General features: G+C 26.4%; 18 protein-coding genes. 12 read left to right on the plus strand and 6 right to left on the minus strand.

The annotated features are described in order from the left end of the window. Positions 1-358 precede the first annotated feature (358 nt). Positions 359-799, minus strand: a complete 441-nt coding sequence (gene msrA, locus PF569_00050; protein ID MDA3854617.1) for a peptide-methionine (S)-S-oxide reductase MsrA — start codon at positions 797-799, stop codon at positions 359-361. Between the two features lie 35 nt (positions 800-834). After that, positions 835-4,512, minus strand: a complete 3,678-nt coding sequence (locus PF569_00055) for a right-handed parallel beta-helix repeat-containing protein (protein ID MDA3854618.1) — start codon at positions 4,510-4,512, stop codon at positions 835-837. Positions 4,513-4,662: 150 nt separating this feature from the next. Between PF569_00055 and PF569_00060 the strand changes: the two genes are divergently transcribed. The 7 genes from PF569_00060 (at position 4,663) to PF569_00090 (ending at position 9,344) form a co-directional block, all read left to right on the plus strand. Further along, complete coding sequence (locus tag PF569_00060; protein MDA3854619.1) at positions 4,663-5,850, plus strand: DEAD/DEAH box helicase; 1,188 nt, start codon at positions 4,663-4,665, stop codon at positions 5,848-5,850. A gap of 71 nt (positions 5,851-5,921) precedes the next feature. Beyond that, on the plus strand, positions 5,922-6,281 hold the full coding sequence (locus PF569_00065) for a hypothetical protein (protein MDA3854620.1): 360 nt from the start codon (positions 5,922-5,924) through the stop codon (positions 6,279-6,281). A 43-nt stretch (positions 6,282-6,324) separates the two neighbouring features. Beyond that, the gene (locus tag PF569_00070) at positions 6,325-6,777 is read left to right on the plus strand and encodes a hypothetical protein (protein MDA3854621.1); all 453 of its coding nucleotides are present in this window, start codon (positions 6,325-6,327) and stop codon (positions 6,775-6,777) included. A 48-nt stretch (positions 6,778-6,825) separates the two neighbouring features. After that, a complete protein-coding gene (locus PF569_00075) occupies positions 6,826-7,596 on the plus strand; it encodes a MarR family transcriptional regulator (GenBank protein MDA3854622.1) in 771 nt (256 codons plus the stop codon). A 214-nt stretch (positions 7,597-7,810) separates the two neighbouring features. Continuing rightward, positions 7,811-8,608 carry a hypothetical protein gene (locus PF569_00080; protein ID MDA3854623.1) on the plus strand — a complete coding sequence of 266 codons (798 nt, stop codon included), beginning with the start codon at positions 7,811-7,813 and terminating at the stop codon, positions 8,606-8,608. Position 8,609: 1 nt separating this feature from the next. Then, positions 8,610-8,831, plus strand: a complete 222-nt coding sequence (locus tag PF569_00085) for a hypothetical protein (protein MDA3854624.1) — start codon at positions 8,610-8,612, stop codon at positions 8,829-8,831. A gap of 60 nt (positions 8,832-8,891) precedes the next feature. Beyond that, positions 8,892-9,344: a hypothetical protein gene (locus tag PF569_00090; GenBank protein MDA3854625.1), complete on the plus strand. Its 453-nt coding sequence runs from the start codon at positions 8,892-8,894 to the stop codon at positions 9,342-9,344. Between the two features lie 10 nt (positions 9,345-9,354). On the opposite strand, the gene PF569_00095 is transcribed toward PF569_00090, so the two are convergent. Next, on the minus strand, positions 9,355-9,597 hold the full coding sequence (locus tag PF569_00095) for a DUF167 domain-containing protein (GenBank protein ID MDA3854626.1): 243 nt from the start codon (positions 9,595-9,597) through the stop codon (positions 9,355-9,357). After that, positions 9,590-10,300 (minus strand): hypothetical protein, encoded by a 711-nt coding sequence (locus PF569_00100; protein ID MDA3854627.1) that lies wholly within the window; start codon positions 10,298-10,300, stop codon positions 9,590-9,592. The genes PF569_00095 and PF569_00100 overlap by 8 nt, the downstream gene beginning before the upstream one ends. A 90-nt stretch (positions 10,301-10,390) precedes the next feature. On the opposite strand from PF569_00100, the gene PF569_00105 reads away from it, so the two are divergent. Genes PF569_00105 through PF569_00125 form a run of 5 tightly spaced genes read left to right on the plus strand, consistent with a single transcriptional unit; the run spans position 10,391 to position 14,394 of the window. Further along, the gene (locus tag PF569_00105) at positions 10,391-11,134 is read left to right on the plus strand and encodes a VTT domain-containing protein (protein ID MDA3854628.1); all 744 of its coding nucleotides are present in this window, start codon (positions 10,391-10,393) and stop codon (positions 11,132-11,134) included. 47 nt (positions 11,135-11,181) lie between these two features. Further along, entirely contained in the window at positions 11,182-11,436 is a 255-nt protein-coding gene (locus PF569_00110; protein MDA3854629.1) for a hypothetical protein, read from the plus strand. 10 nt (positions 11,437-11,446) lie between these two features. Continuing rightward, positions 11,447-13,390 (plus strand): hypothetical protein, encoded by a 1,944-nt coding sequence (locus PF569_00115; protein ID MDA3854630.1) that lies wholly within the window; start codon positions 11,447-11,449, stop codon positions 13,388-13,390. Further along, positions 13,387-13,704 (plus strand): hypothetical protein, encoded by a 318-nt coding sequence (locus tag PF569_00120; GenBank protein MDA3854631.1) that lies wholly within the window; start codon positions 13,387-13,389, stop codon positions 13,702-13,704. Before PF569_00115 ends, PF569_00120 begins: the two co-directional genes overlap by 4 nt. A 36-nt stretch (positions 13,705-13,740) precedes the next feature. Further along, positions 13,741-14,394 carry a metallophosphoesterase gene (locus tag PF569_00125; protein MDA3854632.1) on the plus strand — a complete coding sequence of 218 codons (654 nt, stop codon included), beginning with the start codon at positions 13,741-13,743 and terminating at the stop codon, positions 14,392-14,394. 67 nt (positions 14,395-14,461) lie between these two features. Here the strand turns inward: PF569_00125 and PF569_00130 are convergent, their stop codons facing one another. Beyond that, on the minus strand, positions 14,462-16,699 hold the full coding sequence (locus PF569_00130) for a hypothetical protein (protein MDA3854633.1): 2,238 nt from the start codon (positions 16,697-16,699) through the stop codon (positions 14,462-14,464). Between the two features lies 1 nt (position 16,700). Further along, a partial coding sequence (locus PF569_00135; GenBank protein MDA3854634.1) for a tail fiber domain-containing protein occupies positions 16,701-18,622 on the minus strand: 1,922 nt, incomplete at its 5' end.

The following is an 18,622-nucleotide window of genomic DNA, read 5'->3' on the forward strand; positions in this document are numbered from 1 at the left end:
AATGATTGTTTTTTTTGAAGAAGTATTTTTTCTATTTTTTTTGATGCAGTGTTAATTTTATAAATCTCACATAAAATTAATTTTTAGTGAAATCTTACAATATTTATATTTTTATCAAAATGATAATTAATTTGTATTAAAGTTTTAAAATAATTGTGATAAATTTCAACGAGATTTGTATCTTTACAAATTTTGATTTTACTCATTTCATTTAATAATAATTCATTATAATTGTCAAATTTTTTCAAAAATGAATTAATTTGATTAGTCATATATTATTTAAAATATAATCTCAATAAAATATATAATATTACTTTGAGAGTAACAACTACTATCTAAATTTTGTTAGATGTTTCTTTCACAAATTCTTTATCTCTTTTTTTTTCATATATTTTTGATGATAATCTTCTGCTTTATAGAATTTCTTTAATGGAATTATTTTTGTTTTAATTATTTTTGAAAATTGTTTTTGTATTTGATTTTTTGATGAATTTGCGAGTTCTCGTTGATATTGGTTGTGATATAGTATTAAAGACTTGTATTGTGTTTCTTGAATTTGTGTTGGGTCATGTTCTCTCCAAAAATTTTCTAAGAGTTTGGTGAATGAGATTCTAGAATTATCATAGGTAATTTCTACTACTTCGCTATGATCTCCTAAATTATCATAATTGGGTTTTTCTAGTGTACCGCCAGAATATCCTACTCTAGTTGAATATACTCCATCTAATTTTGAGAAAAAATATTCAGGATTCCAAAAACAACCCATACCAAAAGTCGCTTTACTTAGTTTTTTTTGCATATCTTACTATGATTCGAGGATTTATAATATTTTTGCTAATCTTTTGATAGAAGTCTAAAGGTAATAAATAGGAATAAAGATATTAGAAATATTACTCCGATACTAATTAATGCTATTTGAAAATAAGTTACTTTGTCAATATCTTTGTTTTCAGGTATTACTTTTAGTTGTCCTGATGTTGTTTTATTGAAATCATATGTTTCTAATCCTAATTCTTTTACATATTCAATACTTTCTTCATCTTTGATTTCTAAAATTGAATAAACTTTCTCAGTTGTTGATTCTGAGAAATTTAGTATTGCAAGATATTGTTTTTTCAAATCTTTATCTACGATTATAAATTTGTCTGGAACTTTTTTGAAAAATGTGTATAATGAGTTTAGATTATCTATATCAGCATAATAATAAATGTAGTCTTCTGTAGTTATGTTAGTTATTGTTTCTATTATTTTACTAATTATACTAGAATCTGAACAGAATTGTGATTCAGTTTTGATTATTGAACTACATTCATTTGCATCTTCACAAGTTCTAGTTTGTACTCCACCTATACATGAACCCCAATTAGAACAAGTATAATCAATATTACATACATTTGCTGCACTTTGATAAGAAACTTCTGGAGATGAACTACTACTTCCACCACCTCCTCCTGAGCTTGTACCACCATCTACTGGAGGTGTTATAACTTCAGTTGTGTTTTCTTTTATTGTATAATAACTAAATCCTGTAACACTAAATCTTACTATGTTGTTTTCATATGAGATTAATTGGCAAATATTTGAAGGACATATTGTTGTATCTTGATAAATTATTGGTTCAGTATAAGTTATCCCTGAAATTTCTAATATTGCAGGTTTGTTGAATTGAGGTATTAATGCTGAGTTCACTTCAATTCTATTGTTTTCAATTTTTAATTTGTTTGTCAATATTATGCTACTGATAACTGAAATATTTTGTGTGTATTCGATTTTTCCATATGTATTTGCAAATATTACATTTTCCATATCTGCTAATTCTTCTGTTGTGTATGTTGAAAAATCAGTTGTTGATGAATTAAATGGAGTGTAGTCGATTGTTACTGAAGGTATTGAGACTATTTGAGAACTATGATTATTTTCTGCTACATAATATGATGCATCAAAAATTGATATAGAATCTGCTCCAAGATTTGCAGTGTAGAGTTTATTTTGATATGCATAAGTATCTTGGACTCCATCTATTAATCTATTTGTGAATGTTTCAGTAATTGAAGGAGAATTTATATTTGTAATATCTACAACTGTTATTTGATTAAGTCCGTTTGAACTTACAAATAAATATCCTAAATCACTTATCTCTATTGAAGATGACCAATTAAAATTTTGAGAATATAATTCTGATACTTTTGTAGGGTTTGTTGGATTTGATATGTCAAGTATTACTACAGTTTCTTTAGCAAGTATGAATAAGTTTGACCCAAGTTGTTTTATGTCTTTAAATACTTGAAATGAAGCATCATTATAGGTGTTTATTAGTTGCATATTACTAGGATTAGATACATCAAAAATTGAGAGAGTGTTTGAATAAGAAGATAATACATATAGATAGTTATCTACTTTTTTTAGTTTATATGCACCATTTAAAATTATTGGGTCAGTATATGAGTTTTCTACTGTAATGCTATTTAAATCACTTATATCTAATGCATACAAAGAGTCAGTATAATATGAGGTTAGGTAAGCTATATTTGAATCAACTTCTACATTGAACCCTCCTTCAATATCTGTATTTGTATAATCACATAGAACTTGTATATTATATTTGTCAGATATGTCAAAACACATAAAACTTGAGTCTCTTAAAAGCACATATGCAATATCGTTATGTATTTCTATTTCAACTGGATAGGTTCCAGAACTAAGAGTATAGTCATCTGTTTTAACTACATTATTTGGATTTGAAATATCATAGATTTCTATTCCTTTGAATTCAGAACCAACATAAGCATAATTTTCTTCTACTATTATTGTAAAAGGTCTGCTTGTGCCAGTTTTAGAATTTAAATATGCTAAATTGTTTGTTGTATCATCTTGAGTTACTGAATTAACAAAAAAACTGTTAAATTTCTGTAAATGATTATCTACATCATCTTCATAACAAGAAACATAATATTCTAACATCTCATTAGTTGTTACAGTAACTAATCTGTTATAACTTATGCCTGTGTTTATCATATTTTCCCATACATCATCAACAAAGATTTTACAAGTCCCTTCTCCAAAATATGCTGAATTTTTTCTAAAATCTGCACTAAATACTATATCGTCACCTACTTTTGTGTTTATGTCAGAATTATCTGAAATAAATAATTCGTAATAATCTAGACTTTGCCCAAATATATTTCCTTTAAGAGGATAATTGTCTATTGCAATTTCACTTCTCTCTGCTACACTTAAATCAAAAATACTATCGCAAATTCCATTTGCATCACCATCCATACATAATTCCGAATGATTCTTTTCTGCTTTCCAGAAATAAGTATTGTCATAACATATTCCAACATAGTTTGTTTCCCATGTTGCACAATCAAGACCAAGATGGGTTAATTTGGACCAGTAATTACCACCACTACAAGAACCTCCCACAATATTAGTTTCACTACAATCTAAAGGTTTATTTAGATAATTTGTTGTTCCTGATGCTTCTTCGTAGTTTATTGTATTTGCAAGAATGTTATTATAGAATAGATTATTTGAATTTTGAACACTTATTCCTGAAGGATAATTTGCAATTAGTGTTGAATTTGCAATTGTATTAGATTCTCCTTGAATAAATATTCCTGTAGCAAAATTTCTCTCTATTATTGTATTATCAACAATATTATTGTCTCCTCGAATATATACTACGAATTGAGAGTTTTGACTAAAATAACTATTTTTAAGTATGTTGTCGTTTGACCCTAAATCAAAAAAAATACCATATTGGGTATTATTAGTTACATAAATGTCTTCAAAAAGATTATTTGTTGATTGACTTATCCTAAAATCACTATTATTTGTCGAATTAATTCCTATGAGATTAGTGTTGTCTGTATGGTACATATATAATCCATTGTTATTGTAATTATCTGAACCCATAATGTCTATATCTGTTAATGTTGAATCATCTGCATCACAAAGAATTACTGAAGCATATTCATCATTGTTTAAATTAACTTGTGAATTTGCGTATAAAATTTCTCTTCCATTGCTGAACAGATTACTTATTGTATTATCACAATCAATAAAACCGTATGGACTAAAATAATAATCTGATTGTTTATTTTCTTGCATTATCGAATTTGTAATAATTACTTTATTTGAATATAAATGTGAAAATCCTTGGTAATTATTTTGCAAATTTAAATTGTCAAAACTATTATTGTCTGCATGAAATAAATAAATTCCTTTTCCAAAATCTTCAATTCTACAATTATTAACTGATACATCATTAGTATTTATCTTGAATTCTATTCCATAATAGCTTAAACTTCCATCTCCAGTAATTAAATGATTTTGACAATCTATTGTGAAGTCAGTTTTTGATTGTGTATCAATACAACTACCTGAATCTTGATTTATGTCAGATGTAAGTCTAATTAAATCTCCTGAAACAGAGTTAGAAATTGCAGTATTACAGGAATTACAAGTATTACAGTCATATGTTGCAGAATAAGTTGAGATTGATAACATAGAAATCACTAATATAAAAATTGTGAGAAAAAATATACAACATTTCTTGAAAGGTGTGCTAGTCATTATATAATTATAAAGATATCGTGATTTATAAGATTAGTGATTATTTAGCAAATGCTTAATAATAAGAAGTTGTTCTTTTTCTTTATGAAAGAGTTCGAAAAATTAAACATTATTGATGATATTATTAAAGTTATTAAAGAGGAAGATTTTAAATTTCCTACACTTATTCAAAAGAAAACTATCCCAAAACTTCTTGCTGGAGGAGATGTTATTGCAACTTCTGCAACTGGCTCAGGTAAAACTCTAGCTTTTGCCTCAAGAGTTATTGAATTATGTGATCCTAATTTAAAAAATATCCAAGCAATTGTTATTACGCCTACAAGAGAGCTTGCAAAACAAGTTGGAGCAGATATTTCAAAATTTTCAAAATTTGTTGGATTAAATATTGTTAATGTTTATGGTGGCCAGTCTATTGATAAAGAAATTGAAAGTTTGAAAAATGCTCAAATTGTTGTTTGTACAACAGGAAGACTAATTGATCATATTGATAGAAAAACTATTAATCTTGAGAATATACAAGCTTTGGTTCTAGATGAGGTTGATTTAATGCTTGAGAAAGAGTTTCTTTTAGATATTGAGAAGATTTTAGGAGTTGTTCCTAATTATATTCAAAAAATGTTCTTTTCTGCAACTATTACTGAGGAAATGTTGAAACTTGCATCTAAATATATGAATGAACCTTCTAAAATTAAGGCAGAGTTTGTTGTTGATGAAAAGAAACTTTTGCAAAGTTATTTTCAAATTGAGAAAAATGAAAAATTATCTTTACTTATTCATTTATTAAAATATCAAAGTTCAGGATTGAATTTAGTTTTTGTTAATAGACATGAGACTGCAGAATTTATTAAAAAAAATGTTTCCAAATTTACTGATTTAAAGACTAGATGTGTTCATGGCGCAATTGATGAGAGTAAAAGGAATAAAATTATTTCAGATTTTAGAGATGAAAAGTTTGATGTTTTAATTACAACAGATATTGCTGCTAGAGGTATTGATATTCCTAATATTTCCCATATTTATAATTATAATGTCCCTAAAGACAAAGTTAAATATGTTCATAGAATTGGTAGAACAGCTAGAGCAGGAGCAGAAGGATTAGTTATTAATTTTGTTGCTGGAAAAGATATGGATAATTTTACTAAAATTATTGGAGAATATTTTAAGAATATGAAATTTAAAAGATTACCTGACTATGAAAAAATTGAACCTAAATTTAAAGAAAAAGAAAGTCAAAAGGTTATTAAAGTAGGAAATAAGAAATTTTATCGTTAAAAATAATAGTGTTGTCAAGATAAGTAGTAACAAAAGATAGTTTTATAAATTACTATGCTTTCTAAATTTTTATGGTATTTAAAGAAGAGCTTAAAATGATTAAATTTGCTTTTGATAAAGTTAAAAGAGAGATATTTTTTCTTGCTGAGAAAGTTAGTAGGGTTGAGAGTCAATCTAAAAAAGATTTTGATTCTCTAAAAAGAGAAATGGAGATTTTAAAACTTAAGATTGTATCTTTAGAAAAGATTGATAAAGTTACTAGTTCTCATGAAGAGCAACATTTTTTAGTAGGTAATTCCGAATCTAAAAAGCTACATTATTCAAATTGTCCTTACGCACATAAGATGTCTAAAGACCATATTGTTACATTTAATAGTCTTAAAGAAGCTTTAGATGAGGGTTATGATAGATGTTCTTGTTTATCCGATTAGTAACATTTATAAACACAATTTTTTTTGAATTAATTAGATTAAAATGAGTAGTTCCATAGGTAAAAAAAATCATCAGAATTATATTACTTTAGAAAATGGTTGGATAATTCCTGAATATAAAAAAGATATTATTGATATAAGTAATGATTATAATGAGATTTATATTTATGATTGTAATGTTCCAATGCTATCTGCAGGAATACCTATTTTTAGTAAAAATAAGTTAAATTTGATTCCTGGAGCAATAATGACCATCTTGCCTGATTCAGAATTTATAAATAAATTCTCAGTTTCTATTAGAAATGATGGATTATTAAAAAAACTTTTTAATGATTTGAAAGTTAGAGAAGATTTGCAAAATGTATTTTTAAATCCAAAATTTGTTAATGGAATTGAACAACGATTTTTTGATGGCTTAGATGGTGAATACGAAATTAGAGACATAAAAATAAGTCTTAATAAGAATCATCAATATGTTGGATTCAATATTAATTGAGATTTTGAATAAAATTAACTTTATAAATAACTAATTCTTGAATTTAATATGAAATTGTTTAGATATACTTTATTCCTTTTTATTTTGCTATTTTTTTCGAGTTTTGTTTATTCAGGATTTTATGCAGATATTTCGATTGATATTAAAGATAACGGTGAAGTTAGTATTGATGGAAAAACAAATTATGCCTTATTTCAAAATGTTATTGATTCTCAAAGTTATACTTCTAAGAATGCTGAGTATTGGGTTTTAAATTTATCATCTACTGAAAAATTTGATAATTATATTTTTGAATTAAATTTACCTAAAGGAGCACAAATTAATTATATTAGAACTACTCCAAATATGAGAATTGATGAGAGTAATAGTCGTCTTAAAATTATTGGAACTGGTGAAGATAAACCTTTTACTTTAATTGTTCAATATAAAATTGATAAAGTTGATTCTAGTTTGCTTAGAAATTCTACTTTTATTGTTTCTTCAATAATATTTTTTATTGCATTAATTATTATTCTATCTTTGCTTTTCAAACTTAAAGAGAAGAGTAAAAAACAAATTTTAGTGAAAGATGATCTAAATTTAGAAGATAATGAAGATTTTTCTAAATCAACTTATAATCTTGAAAATTTGACACAGAGACAACAAGAGATAGTAAAACTAATTGAAAAACATAAAAAGATGACGCAAAAACAACTTGAAGCAGTAATGAATATTCCTAAATCTTCTGTTTCAAGAAATGTCCAATCTTTAGTTATTAAAGGTATTTTAAAAAAAGAAAAAGCAGGTCAATCAAATTATATTGAAATAAATCTAGAATAGACTTAGTTCCGGTTGTTTCCGCTTAGTTCTGGGAAGCATTTATATATAGTTCCGTACATAATTTCATACCGATCAATATAGGTTTATTAAAAAATGATGCAGTCAAAAATCTTTAAATGGATTTTCAAGAAATTTTAGAATTTCTAAGCCTTTGTCAAAAAAATTGTCAAAGTTTCGGTATCATTTTAAAACACGTAGAGTATATTATTTAAAAATGATGAAAAAAATAAATGCAATTTTATTAAATTTAGTTTTATTAATGTCTATGACTTCTTTAGTATTTGCTGAAGATGAAGTAGTAATTAGTAATGATGCAATAGTTTTAGCTGATAGCGATGGAGCTCAAGTTAGACTTTTACAATTAGAAGCAAGAGTAGAGACTCAAAATGGAAATTCTATGGAAATTATTAATAGAATTAAATCTGAGAATTCGGAGTTTGATGTTACTAGACTTGAAGAAATTAATTCAGAACTAGAATCAATTAGAGAGAAAATTTCTCAAATGAATTTAGAAGAAGATGCTACAGTTTTAGCTGCAGAATATGTAGAACTAAAACAATTAGCTATTAAGTTAAGTAGTGAATATAGAGAAATTGCTCAAGGTGCTTTTACTGATGAAGTTAAAGAACAGATAAGGGAAGAGCATAGAAACAATGTTCAAAATCAAAGATTGATGCAAAATCAAAGACTTGAAGAAGCTAAGAATAATTATAATGCTAAAAAAACTGAGCAATATATGAATAAATTTGGTATTAATAATTCTGAATTTGTTGAACAAGTTAGATTAGGTCAAGCTGATATGAATCAAGTTAAAGAACAATTAAAACAAAACTTTAACAATATGGATCAAGAGAAAAAAAATACTGCTTTAAGAGAAATGAATAATGAAAAACAAACTCTTAGAAATGAATTTAGAGAAAGATTCCCTAATGCTGCTCAAGGAGAAGGAATTAGACCTGCAGATGGAACAAGAATCCAAGATGGTATAAATACTAAAAGAGGTTTAGATTAAAATGATTAAATCAAATATTAAAAAAATTAGCTTATTATTATTAGTTTTAGTTTTATTAGGAGCTTTTACAGGATGTAGTAGTTCTGATGATGTTGATACTCCTACTTCAGGAGATACAGTAAATGAAGTTCCTGCAGATTATGATTATACAACTGATGATTTAGATTCTTCTTTAGATGATGAGTTTATTACTGATGATGTTGAGATTGGAGATTTAATTTAATCCCAATTATTTTTGTTTATTTTACATAATATTTATATAGCTATTTTTACTTTTCATTATATGGACTTAGTTAAATATAATAATTTGAAAAATAAATTTGAAGAACTTATTTTCGATACAAAAATTATTACAATAAATTTTAACAATATTGAATCAGTGCAAATATACTTAAGATTAGTTGATAGTTTTTTATTAAACAGTATAAATTTTAAGGATACTGATATTGATGTAGTAGATTTATTCAAACGAAATTTAGGATTTTATTCAAAACCTCAACCAATAAAAGATATTTCTAAAGAATTGAATAAGCAAAAAACAAGAATTGAAGTACTATTTTTAAGAGCCGTTAATAAATTGAGTCATCCATTTAAACAAGCAGAATTAATCTCTTTGTTAATTGATAATGAAATTGCTTTGGACTGGTTAAAAGTTACTGAGATTGTTTCTAAAAATCGTATTATTAAAGATAAATATAGAACTTACATTGTAACTAAATTGAAAGAAAACAATTAATTATTATTTCTTAAATTACTTTCACTTTCTTGTCTTTTGACTTAAAACCTGAGGTTAGTTCTACTCTTAACTTTAATTGCTTTTTAAATAGCTTAATAAGTTCTTCATTTGCTTTGTTATCATCAGGAATTGAGTGTAAAAAAGCTAATATCATCTCATTTTCATTGTCCCAGATTAATTCTGATTTTGAAGATTTAGGTTTTGCTTTTATTTTTATAAATTGGTTAAAAGAGAATTTAGGAAAATTACTCATTTTTGTAAGTTATCATAAGTTTAGGACTACTTGCATTTAATGTGAATTCTGAACTTATTCCACTAAAAGTGAATGTCCCATCATAATTAAAACTCATATTATATCTATTTAGAGTAATTGATGAATTTGTAAATTCGTAATTTAATTCTTCATTTAGTTTGATTCTTCCTTCTTTGAAATCTAAATCAATTTTTTCGTAATATAAATTCGCATTAGTTTTGTCAAATGATGTTAAAGTGAATTGAGTATTTTCTAAATTTAATATATTCTTTCCATAAACAATCTTTTCAGCTGTTCCGTTTAGAACTATACTATCATTATCATCAAGATAAATATTACCTTGAAAATCTTTAATTTCTAAGTCTTGAGATTTAAGTTCCAATGTTGAACTTTGAGTTTTTAACTCAGAATTTGAAACATAGAGTTCTAAATCACCAGAATATATTTTATTGAAACTATTTAACTCCCCAACTAATACTGTTATGTCTTCTACCTTATCATCTTTAAAATTAAAATTTATTGAATCTGAGAATACAAAAAATAATAGAATTAAGATGACAAGTATTAAACCTATATGTATAAATAAAGGATTTATATCTAATTTTTTTGAACCTTTATCAGACTTTGAAGAACTTTTATCTTTCTTCGGTTTTTTCTTTTTACTATCATCAAATAAATCTTCTGCTAGAATTTCATAACCCATACTTAATATCTAAGATAAAACTTTATAAACTTTACTTTAAACATATAAATTATGAATAGTTATAACTTGCTTTATACATATCTCTAAAAAATGAAAAAAGAGGATGAAAATTATTATATTGAATTTGAAGAAGATGAGAAAACAATAGAACTTCCATATCATTTTGAGAGAACTAAAACTAAGAATTCTATAAATCAAAAAAAAAGTTCTAAAAAACTAAAATGGATTATTATTTTGAGTTTAGCTTTTGTGTTATATTTGTTTTATGATCAAATTATGCTTTATTTTTTGTCTATGCTTCAAAAAAATCCTACATTTTACAAACAGTATCTATATGTTCAATCTAATATTGTGAATCAAACTCTTATTGGTTTATTTTTTTCTTCAATTTTTGGAGCAATTTTCTTTTTAGTTTTACCTTCAGAAGCGCTCTTTATTTATTTTTTGAATTCAACACAATATTTTCCTGTATTAATTATTGTAATTATGATTTGTGGTAATATTACAGGTTTATTGTTTAATTATCTTTTTGGTAGAATGCTTGGAGAGAGAGTTTTAAGATGGATGTTTAAAAAAAATTTTGAGAGTTACAAAGAAAAAGTTCTTCGTTATGGTGGAGTTATCTTATTTGTTGGTAATATTTTTCCAGGACCAATTGAAGTTTTATCTGTTTTTTATGGTGGATTTAAATTTAGTTTTGCAAGATATATATTCTTAGCATTTATGGGGAGATTACTTAAATATGTTATATTGTTTTTGTTGTTTATTTTCTTTTGGGATCAAATAATTAATTATTACGATAGTTTTTTTAAGCTCTTTGAACAATTAATTTAGAGTTTGTAATACAAATTTATATAAATGAAAAAAATGTTTAAATCAGAATGAAGAGTAATAAAAATCCTCAAGAAATTCTTGAACAAATTAAAAGAATTATTTCTACATTATTATCTAAAAAAGAACAAGAAGGAATATTCTCTAAATTTATGAATTACAAAATTAAAAATGAGGATCCAACACATAGAGTTGAAATATTTAATACAATTCTTATTTTGGTTAATGAATTAAAAGATTTAAATTCTTATGATATAGATGAAAAAGTTAGTGCAGTGAATTTTATTATTGAAAAAAATAAATGAGAAAATAAGTATGAAAGATAATAGTGGATATGAAAAGTATCTGAATCAATTAAATGAAACTGTAAACTCTATCTCTTTAAGTGATAATCAAAGTAATTTAATTGTTCTAAAAAAATATGGATATTATGATATAGATTCTGAATTTACAAATCTATTATTAAAAAATTGGGATTTACTTTCAAAATTTATTAAGGAAATAAAAAATCCAAAAGATGTATTTGACATATTAATTAAAATTAGCCCAATTATCACTTCCAAAAATTTAAAATTTTATTTAGAAACAATCAAAAAATTTGATTTAAAATCTAACTCTGGTTATTCGCAGATATTTGAAAAAATTGCTTCATTAACTCCAATTCTTAATCAAAATAATTTTGAGATGATAATTTTTTCTGTTTTTAAAAATCCTTATAATTTTGATGTGAAAATTATACCTATAATCGAGAAAAATATTGAATTTTACAAGAATGATATATTTTTAGAAAGATTTCTAATATTAATTGATAAATCAATACATGAAGGAAATTTTGATGAAATATTTGATAGATTACTTTATTCTAGTTCAAATATGGATATTGTTAAAGAAATGATTTCTCAAGAAAATAGTTTTAATCATTTAATTCGAATAATTTTGGCTTATAAAAAAATTAATGAAAAAATATTTGAAGGAAATTTCTTTTTTATGAATGAGTTTGAACACTTTTATTCTTACTATAAAATTTATGGTGATTATATAGTTCAAATTTTTATTAATACTATAAGTACTAATGATTCTACAATAATTGAAATATTTAGATTTATTGAGAAATATAAACAATTATTTAGTAAAGAAAGTTATGATATCATTCTTGAATCATCCAAATCAAAAGAAAATTTAAATATTGTTTTAGAACAATATGATAAAAAATTAAATAAATTACTTAATAAAAATAAAAATGATTTTAATACATATTTAAAAATAATATCTAACATAGATACATATCAACAATCATTTATTGAAATAATTTGTAACAGAATGAGATCTTATCTTATTAGACCATTAGATTTTGATGATTTACAATCATATTATTTATTTTTAAAGATAATATTAGAAGGAGGAGAAGTTAATAATTCTTTAACTGTGATAAATCTAATTAATGAAGTTAATGGCAGTGTTAAATTTAATTCATCGATATTAATTAAAAACCTAGATAAATTAACTATTCTAAGCAGAAGGCTTTCAGAGAACAAATTATTTTTTGACAATTTAACTAAAGGTCAATATACAATGAGAGGTATGAATATAGAATCTGTTGATTTTATTATAAAAATAATCTCCGAGAATGAAGATTGTAGTGAAAAACTAGTTTCGATTATGCTATCTACAGATTTATATTTTCAATATGTTTTTAATGAAATAATTTATCCAACTTATATTGAAAAAGAATATTCTTTTGAACATGTATTTAATTTTATAATTAATTTACTAAATAAACTAAAAGATAAATCATTATTAAAGTATTTAGGGTTACATCACTTAGATGATGAAATAGAAAAACTTGATTTCAGTGCATTAATTTCTAGACTTTATGAGATTAAAGATGATACTAGATATCATTCAGTTCAAGGACTTGATGATTTAGATTATGCTTGTATTCATATTACAAATGCTTTTGGAGGAGGTGCTGCATTAAATTCTGGAGAAATACGAAGAATTGATGCATTTAATAACATTATTACAAATTTAATCTATCAAGGTGATACGAAATCGGAGAAATATCAATTATCTCTTTCTACGATTAGAGAAAATTTTCCAATTAGAATTGCTAATACTAAAAGATCAGGTATTGATGGGTCAGTTGGAGTTATATTTGATTCAGGTTATATATATGAAGCATATATTCAAGATTCTGCAACAAAAAATATAGATAATGATAGTGAAGATGGTTTAGCTTATAGGACTAGTAATATATGAAGGTTGATGTAAAAGAAGCTTTAAAGTCACCAGAGATTACTGGCAATTATAATGAGTTAGTTGTTAGAAAATGGACTATTGGAGCACTTTTTTATACAAAAGGAGTACAAATAGAAGTTATTGAAAAATTAAAAGATATTTCTAATGAATATTCTTTTAAAGAATATATTAATCCTAAATGGATAAATAGACTAGTTAAATTTGGAGTTCCTAAAATGCTTGAAAAAAATTATCCAATTTATGAAATAGATATTGAAAATAAAAAAATAAATAAAGTTTATGAACCTACTAAAGAAGAAATTAAGGCAGCATAAATAAGATTTATAATATAGTGTGAATATATAATATATATGAATAATAATAAAATTAGGTTTTTAGCAACTGGAGATATTCATTCAAAGAAGAAATTTATTGATATGATTGAAAAGTATGGGAAATTAGATGATATTGATTTTGTTATTTTTACAGGAGATTTGTCTGAAAAGAAAGATGATTTTTCTAAGTTACTTGGTATTTTTAAAGGTAAACAAATTTTCATGGTTCCTGGAAATCATGAGACTAAAAGAGGTATTAAAAATTTAGAAGAACATTATAATGTTCATCTAGTTGGAAATGCACCTATCTTAGTTAATGATGATTTAGCTTTATTTGGTTCTAATTATGTTCCAATTGGTCCTTATGGAGAGACTGAAGAAGAGATTCTTCTGAATATGGTCGAGAATTATGAATCTATAAAAGATACTAAGTTTAAGATTATGCTTTCACATCTACCTCCCGAAGGAACAAAAATGGAGAGAATGACCCCGTTTTTCCCATTTATTGGCGGTTCTGTTGCAACAAGGGCATTTTTAGAGGAATTCAAACCCGACTATGCATTAGTTGGACATATTCATGAGGGAGCAGGTTTAGAAGAAATACTTAATAAAACAAAGGTTGTAAATGTTGCTGAGACTTTTAAAATTTTCGAGTTTGATGTCGAAAAGAAAGAATTGAAGATGTTGTAGTTCATATAATCGAAAAGAAATTAGATTTTAAGAATAAGAGAATATTAAATTAAACTAAAAATACTATTTAGCTAAAATATTCACCATCAATTTTTCCATTTCTAACAATATAAGGAGTAGAAAAATTACCAATTAAAAAATTATTTAATTTTTTATATTCTCTAGTATTCCATTCTTTTGCATAATCAAAGTAATTACCATCAATTTTTGATTCATTGTATGGATACTCTTGCATGCCAGTGTATGGATATGGATCTGGGTATTCATTTGAGTAATCTTGAGATTTTGGCACTCTAAACCAAGTTTTTGAAGAGAATATTATAGTTCTTTCTTCATCATCTTTTACTTTATTTTGGTAGTTGAATTTAAGTGTCATCATATCACCTTTTCTCATTATCACATACTTATCATCACGAGTTAATAAAAGAGGTAAAACGTTACCAAGTTTAGTATAGTTTCCGTAATAGGGATAATCTCCAGATTGGTCTACTGAGTTTGGATCTAATTTTGCAATCATTCTTGAAACCGTATTTTGCTCTTTGAAAGAGTGTAGACTCTTGTCTTCTAAATCTGCAGAGAATGGTTTAACTTCTTTGATATTGTAATCTACTGGCTCAGATTCATCATACCTGATTCTGTCAATCATAGTCTCAGAAAGAGGATGATATTTTCCAGTATGCAGTCTAATTACTTTATTCTCTGATTTGAAGATATCACCTAATTCAATTACTATTGATTTCATATCAGCAGTACTATATGGCCAATCCATCACTTTTACAAAATCACCATTTTCATCCATTACTTCAATGTAAGGATAAACGTTTCCTTTGAAAGGGTGATTGAGTTGCTCACCTTGACTAGTCATATATGTCCATAAATCAATAATTAATTTAGCATTTTTATTACCTTTAATATCATCAAAATATAAATCAAAATAATCATCTTCGTAAATATCGACAAATGTTGCTTTGTTATCTACTTTAGTAAATTTACTTGTTACATCATTACCAAATCTATTAACAACCTTTGATGGAAGTATTGAATTTGAAATAGTGGAAATTTTATAATCCATACTTCCCATAACTGCACTTCTAATACCTGTATGAACTATTTCAATACCTTTTGGAGCATCAATTAACATTAATTTAGCATCATCAACATAAGATATCTCATCCATAGGTTCTGTTATTACAAATTCATAATTACCTTCAATATCTGGTTTAATTGGAACAATAATATTACTTGTATTATAATATTGAGCAAATTTATTATTTACTAATCCTAAAACTCCACTTGAAATATCTGTAATATATTCAAATTCACCAAGAGCATCTTTATAAAATAAAAGTGGGCAAGATGAAGCACTTGTATCAAGAACAGTTACAGTCTTAACAACTGTCCCATATGCTCCCGGACAAGTTAATGTAAAATCACAACCACCTACACAAGTTTGTCCATTAATAATTGCAGTGATATCTTCAGAACCTCCTGTGACTGATTTTGCTCCAGACCATAAACCGCTTGCAGTACAACTATCAACATTTAACATATTTGTCCATGTTAAAGTATAAGGGCCTGCTCCACATAAAGTTTTTGAATCACAACTAACTCCTAAAAAAATATCTGTTACAGGATCAATAGTACATTGAACTCCATTTAGCACATAAGAACCTATACAATAATATGTTGTTGAATAATCAGTATCATAACATTTTTGAGTAGCTGCATCAAAACTACTACCTGAAGGACATACTGAAGTTGAATAAGGAATACTATATAATGTAGATGCATAACAACTACCTACATCACTCCAACCTGCTCTTGCATCAAATCTATAACAATATCCATCCCAAGCATGACTAATTGTGCAATCTCCCTCTAAACTTGCTGAACTTATAGTTCCTAAACCATCATCAACATAAGCACAAATTTGATTATCACATCTTCCTCCATAAAAAGAAGTCCAGGAAAATCCACTTGTACTACAAGTATTAGTGATATTTGCAGGACGAACACATTTACTTAATGTTTGACTATAAGTATCACCAACAACACAGTCTGGTGCACAATCATTAATTGTAACTCCTACAGCATTATCTCTAAATGCTGTCCATTCTGCAAGAGAATTAGTTGGGACAAACATAGCCAATCCATTATTATTTGTAACTTCTTTACATATACCTTGTTCATCTATAGTTACTGTTGCACCAGAATTTACTTGATAATATGTTGCAGCATAAACTAAAAAGATTAAGCCTATGAAGATTAATACAAAAGGAATTAATTTTATTTTATTGATTTTCATTTTATGATTTTTTCAACTCTTTTTTTATTTCTTCAATTTCTTTTTGTTGATTCTTATTGATTTCAATTAAATAATCGATTAATTCTTGTTGTTCCTTAATTGCTTCAACTGAGATTGCTACAATGTTTCCATATTTTACTGATTTCATTCCAGTTTGATTATCGGTTTGAACTAATTCAGGAAATACTTTTTCAACATCTTGAGCAATGAAACCAATGTCACTTTTACCTGATTCTCTCCAATTAAATTTAATTCCTTCAAGTTTTTCAAGGTTATCTAAAGCATTATCTATAGGTATTATGTTCTTTTTCAATCTTTCATCTGAAGAATAATAGAATGCAGATGCAGTTACATCACCTAAAAAAGTTACATCATTATTAGTATAATAAAATTTTATTGCTTCTTGTGCAGGAAGACCAGTAACACTATCAACAACACCCATACCAATATGACCATAACCGTCACCAGTATATGTTAAATGAAGAGCTGCCGAACCTTTATATCCACTCTCTCCAATAGAAATTCCTGCACCTTGCTCTACACCATTTCCTCCAGCACTTGAACTATCTATTTCTAACCAAGCATTGTTTTTAGTAATTGATAAATCTCCCGTCATTGTATCACCAACAGTATTTACATAAACATCAGAACTTAAATAACCATTATCACTAACATAAGAATCAACTGTTGCTTCACTAAGTTGAGTATTTGTATCAACAACAACAGCATCACAACTACCATCTCCATTCAAGAATGTACCTGCACCACAAATTGTTCCAGCATTAGTATTCGTATCAGCATCAACACCATCTGCAAATCCTGTGGGAATATTTTTGATTTTATTCCAATCAGAATAAATATAATTCGAAGAAATTGTATCATCAATAGTTCCAAGAGTTGTTTCTATGGAAACTGTCCAACCATCATCATATGCATCAATATCTGTAGAATATCCTCCAAAGAAATCTCTTACCACAACTTGAGGATATGACCAAGGAGATGTTGTTTCTCCAATCCAAATACAACCCTTAGAATTTTCTTCTCCAAATCTTACATTATAATCTCTATCACTTCGACCTGATTGAATAGTTACTGCTTCATTATTCCATGTTCCATCATTATAATAATATCCATTTACATCTAAGGTAATACTTTCTCCATCAGAACCACCAGCATAATCAAAAATATCTACTTTAAAACCGAGCATATCAGCAACCCTATAAGTTGGAAGACAAATCCTTATAGCACCACTAATTGAACTAGTACTAGTTTGATAATAACCTCCTTTTGGATGAGTTATATATCCCATTGCAGTATTATCTTCATGAATTAATGACCCTGTGATTTTTGTAGTTGAAATTAAAGAATCAACAACATCACTTCTTAAAAAAGATCCACTATCAATACTATCTAAAGTTTGTGCATTACCGCCATCAATGGCATCAGTCCCATCAGCATCCAAATAACCAGCATCACAACTACCATCACCATTCAAAAATGTGCCTACACCACATATTGTACCAGCATGAGTATTTGTATCAGTATCAACTTCACAAGTAACAGTACCATCTTCAGCAATAGCTCGAATACTTTGACCAGCAACACAAGAAGAAGAAACTCTTCTTTGAGTATAAGTTGGATCAATTGTAATACTATCAGCTGCAACACTAATTCCAACTCCTCCAATTGCATTAATAATTAATGCCCCAACAGCACCGCCACCAGTTAAACCTGTTCCAGCAGTAACGCCACTAATATCTCCAATTTCAGTAAAACTTGTCAAGTAACCATTGTTACTAACTGCAGCATCAACTTCACCTTCGGTTAGTTGAGTGTTTGTATCAACAGTATGACTTAAATCACTAATCTGAGATTCAGTAATACTGATTCCAGTACTCTTATCCCAAGCAATGAAAACTGGGT

The sequence above is a fragment of the Candidatus Woesearchaeota archaeon genome (genome assembly GCA_027858315.1).
Taxonomy (GTDB): Archaea; Nanobdellota; Nanobdellia; order Woesearchaeales; family UBA583; genus UBA583.

Coding starts and splice junctions, on each gene's coding strand:
- PF569_00060 (MDA3854619.1), top strand. CDS start 4,663: ATGAAAGAGTTCGAAAAATTAAACATTATTGATGATATTATTAAAGTT.
- PF569_00100 (MDA3854627.1), bottom strand. CDS start 10,300: ATGGGTTATGAAATTCTAGCAGAAGATTTATTTGATGATAGTAAAAAG.
- PF569_00120 (MDA3854631.1), top strand. CDS start 13,387: ATGAAGGTTGATGTAAAAGAAGCTTTAAAGTCACCAGAGATTACTGGC.
- PF569_00075 (MDA3854622.1), top strand. CDS start 6,826: ATGAAATTGTTTAGATATACTTTATTCCTTTTTATTTTGCTATTTTTT.
- PF569_00110 (MDA3854629.1), top strand. CDS start 11,182: ATGAAGAGTAATAAAAATCCTCAAGAAATTCTTGAACAAATTAAAAGA.
- PF569_00080 (MDA3854623.1), top strand. CDS start 7,811: ATGATGAAAAAAATAAATGCAATTTTATTAAATTTAGTTTTATTAATG.
- PF569_00105 (MDA3854628.1), top strand. CDS start 10,391: ATGAAAAAAGAGGATGAAAATTATTATATTGAATTTGAAGAAGATGAG.
- PF569_00090 (MDA3854625.1), top strand. CDS start 8,892: ATGGACTTAGTTAAATATAATAATTTGAAAAATAAATTTGAAGAACTT.
- PF569_00055 (MDA3854618.1), bottom strand. CDS start 4,512: ATGTTATCAATCTCAACTTATTCTGCAACATATGACTGTAATACTTGT.
- PF569_00125 (MDA3854632.1), top strand. CDS start 13,741: ATGAATAATAATAAAATTAGGTTTTTAGCAACTGGAGATATTCATTCA.
- PF569_00115 (MDA3854630.1), top strand. CDS start 11,447: ATGAAAGATAATAGTGGATATGAAAAGTATCTGAATCAATTAAATGAA.
- PF569_00085 (MDA3854624.1), top strand. CDS start 8,610: ATGATTAAATCAAATATTAAAAAAATTAGCTTATTATTATTAGTTTTA.
- PF569_00130 (MDA3854633.1), bottom strand. CDS start 16,699: ATGAAAATCAATAAAATAAAATTAATTCCTTTTGTATTAATCTTCATA.
- PF569_00070 (MDA3854621.1), top strand. CDS start 6,325: ATGAGTAGTTCCATAGGTAAAAAAAATCATCAGAATTATATTACTTTA.
- PF569_00095 (MDA3854626.1), bottom strand. CDS start 9,597: ATGAGTAATTTTCCTAAATTCTCTTTTAACCAATTTATAAAAATAAAA.
- PF569_00065 (MDA3854620.1), top strand. CDS start 5,922: ATGGTATTTAAAGAAGAGCTTAAAATGATTAAATTTGCTTTTGATAAA.
- msrA (MDA3854617.1), bottom strand. CDS start 799: ATGCAAAAAAAACTAAGTAAAGCGACTTTTGGTATGGGTTGTTTTTGG.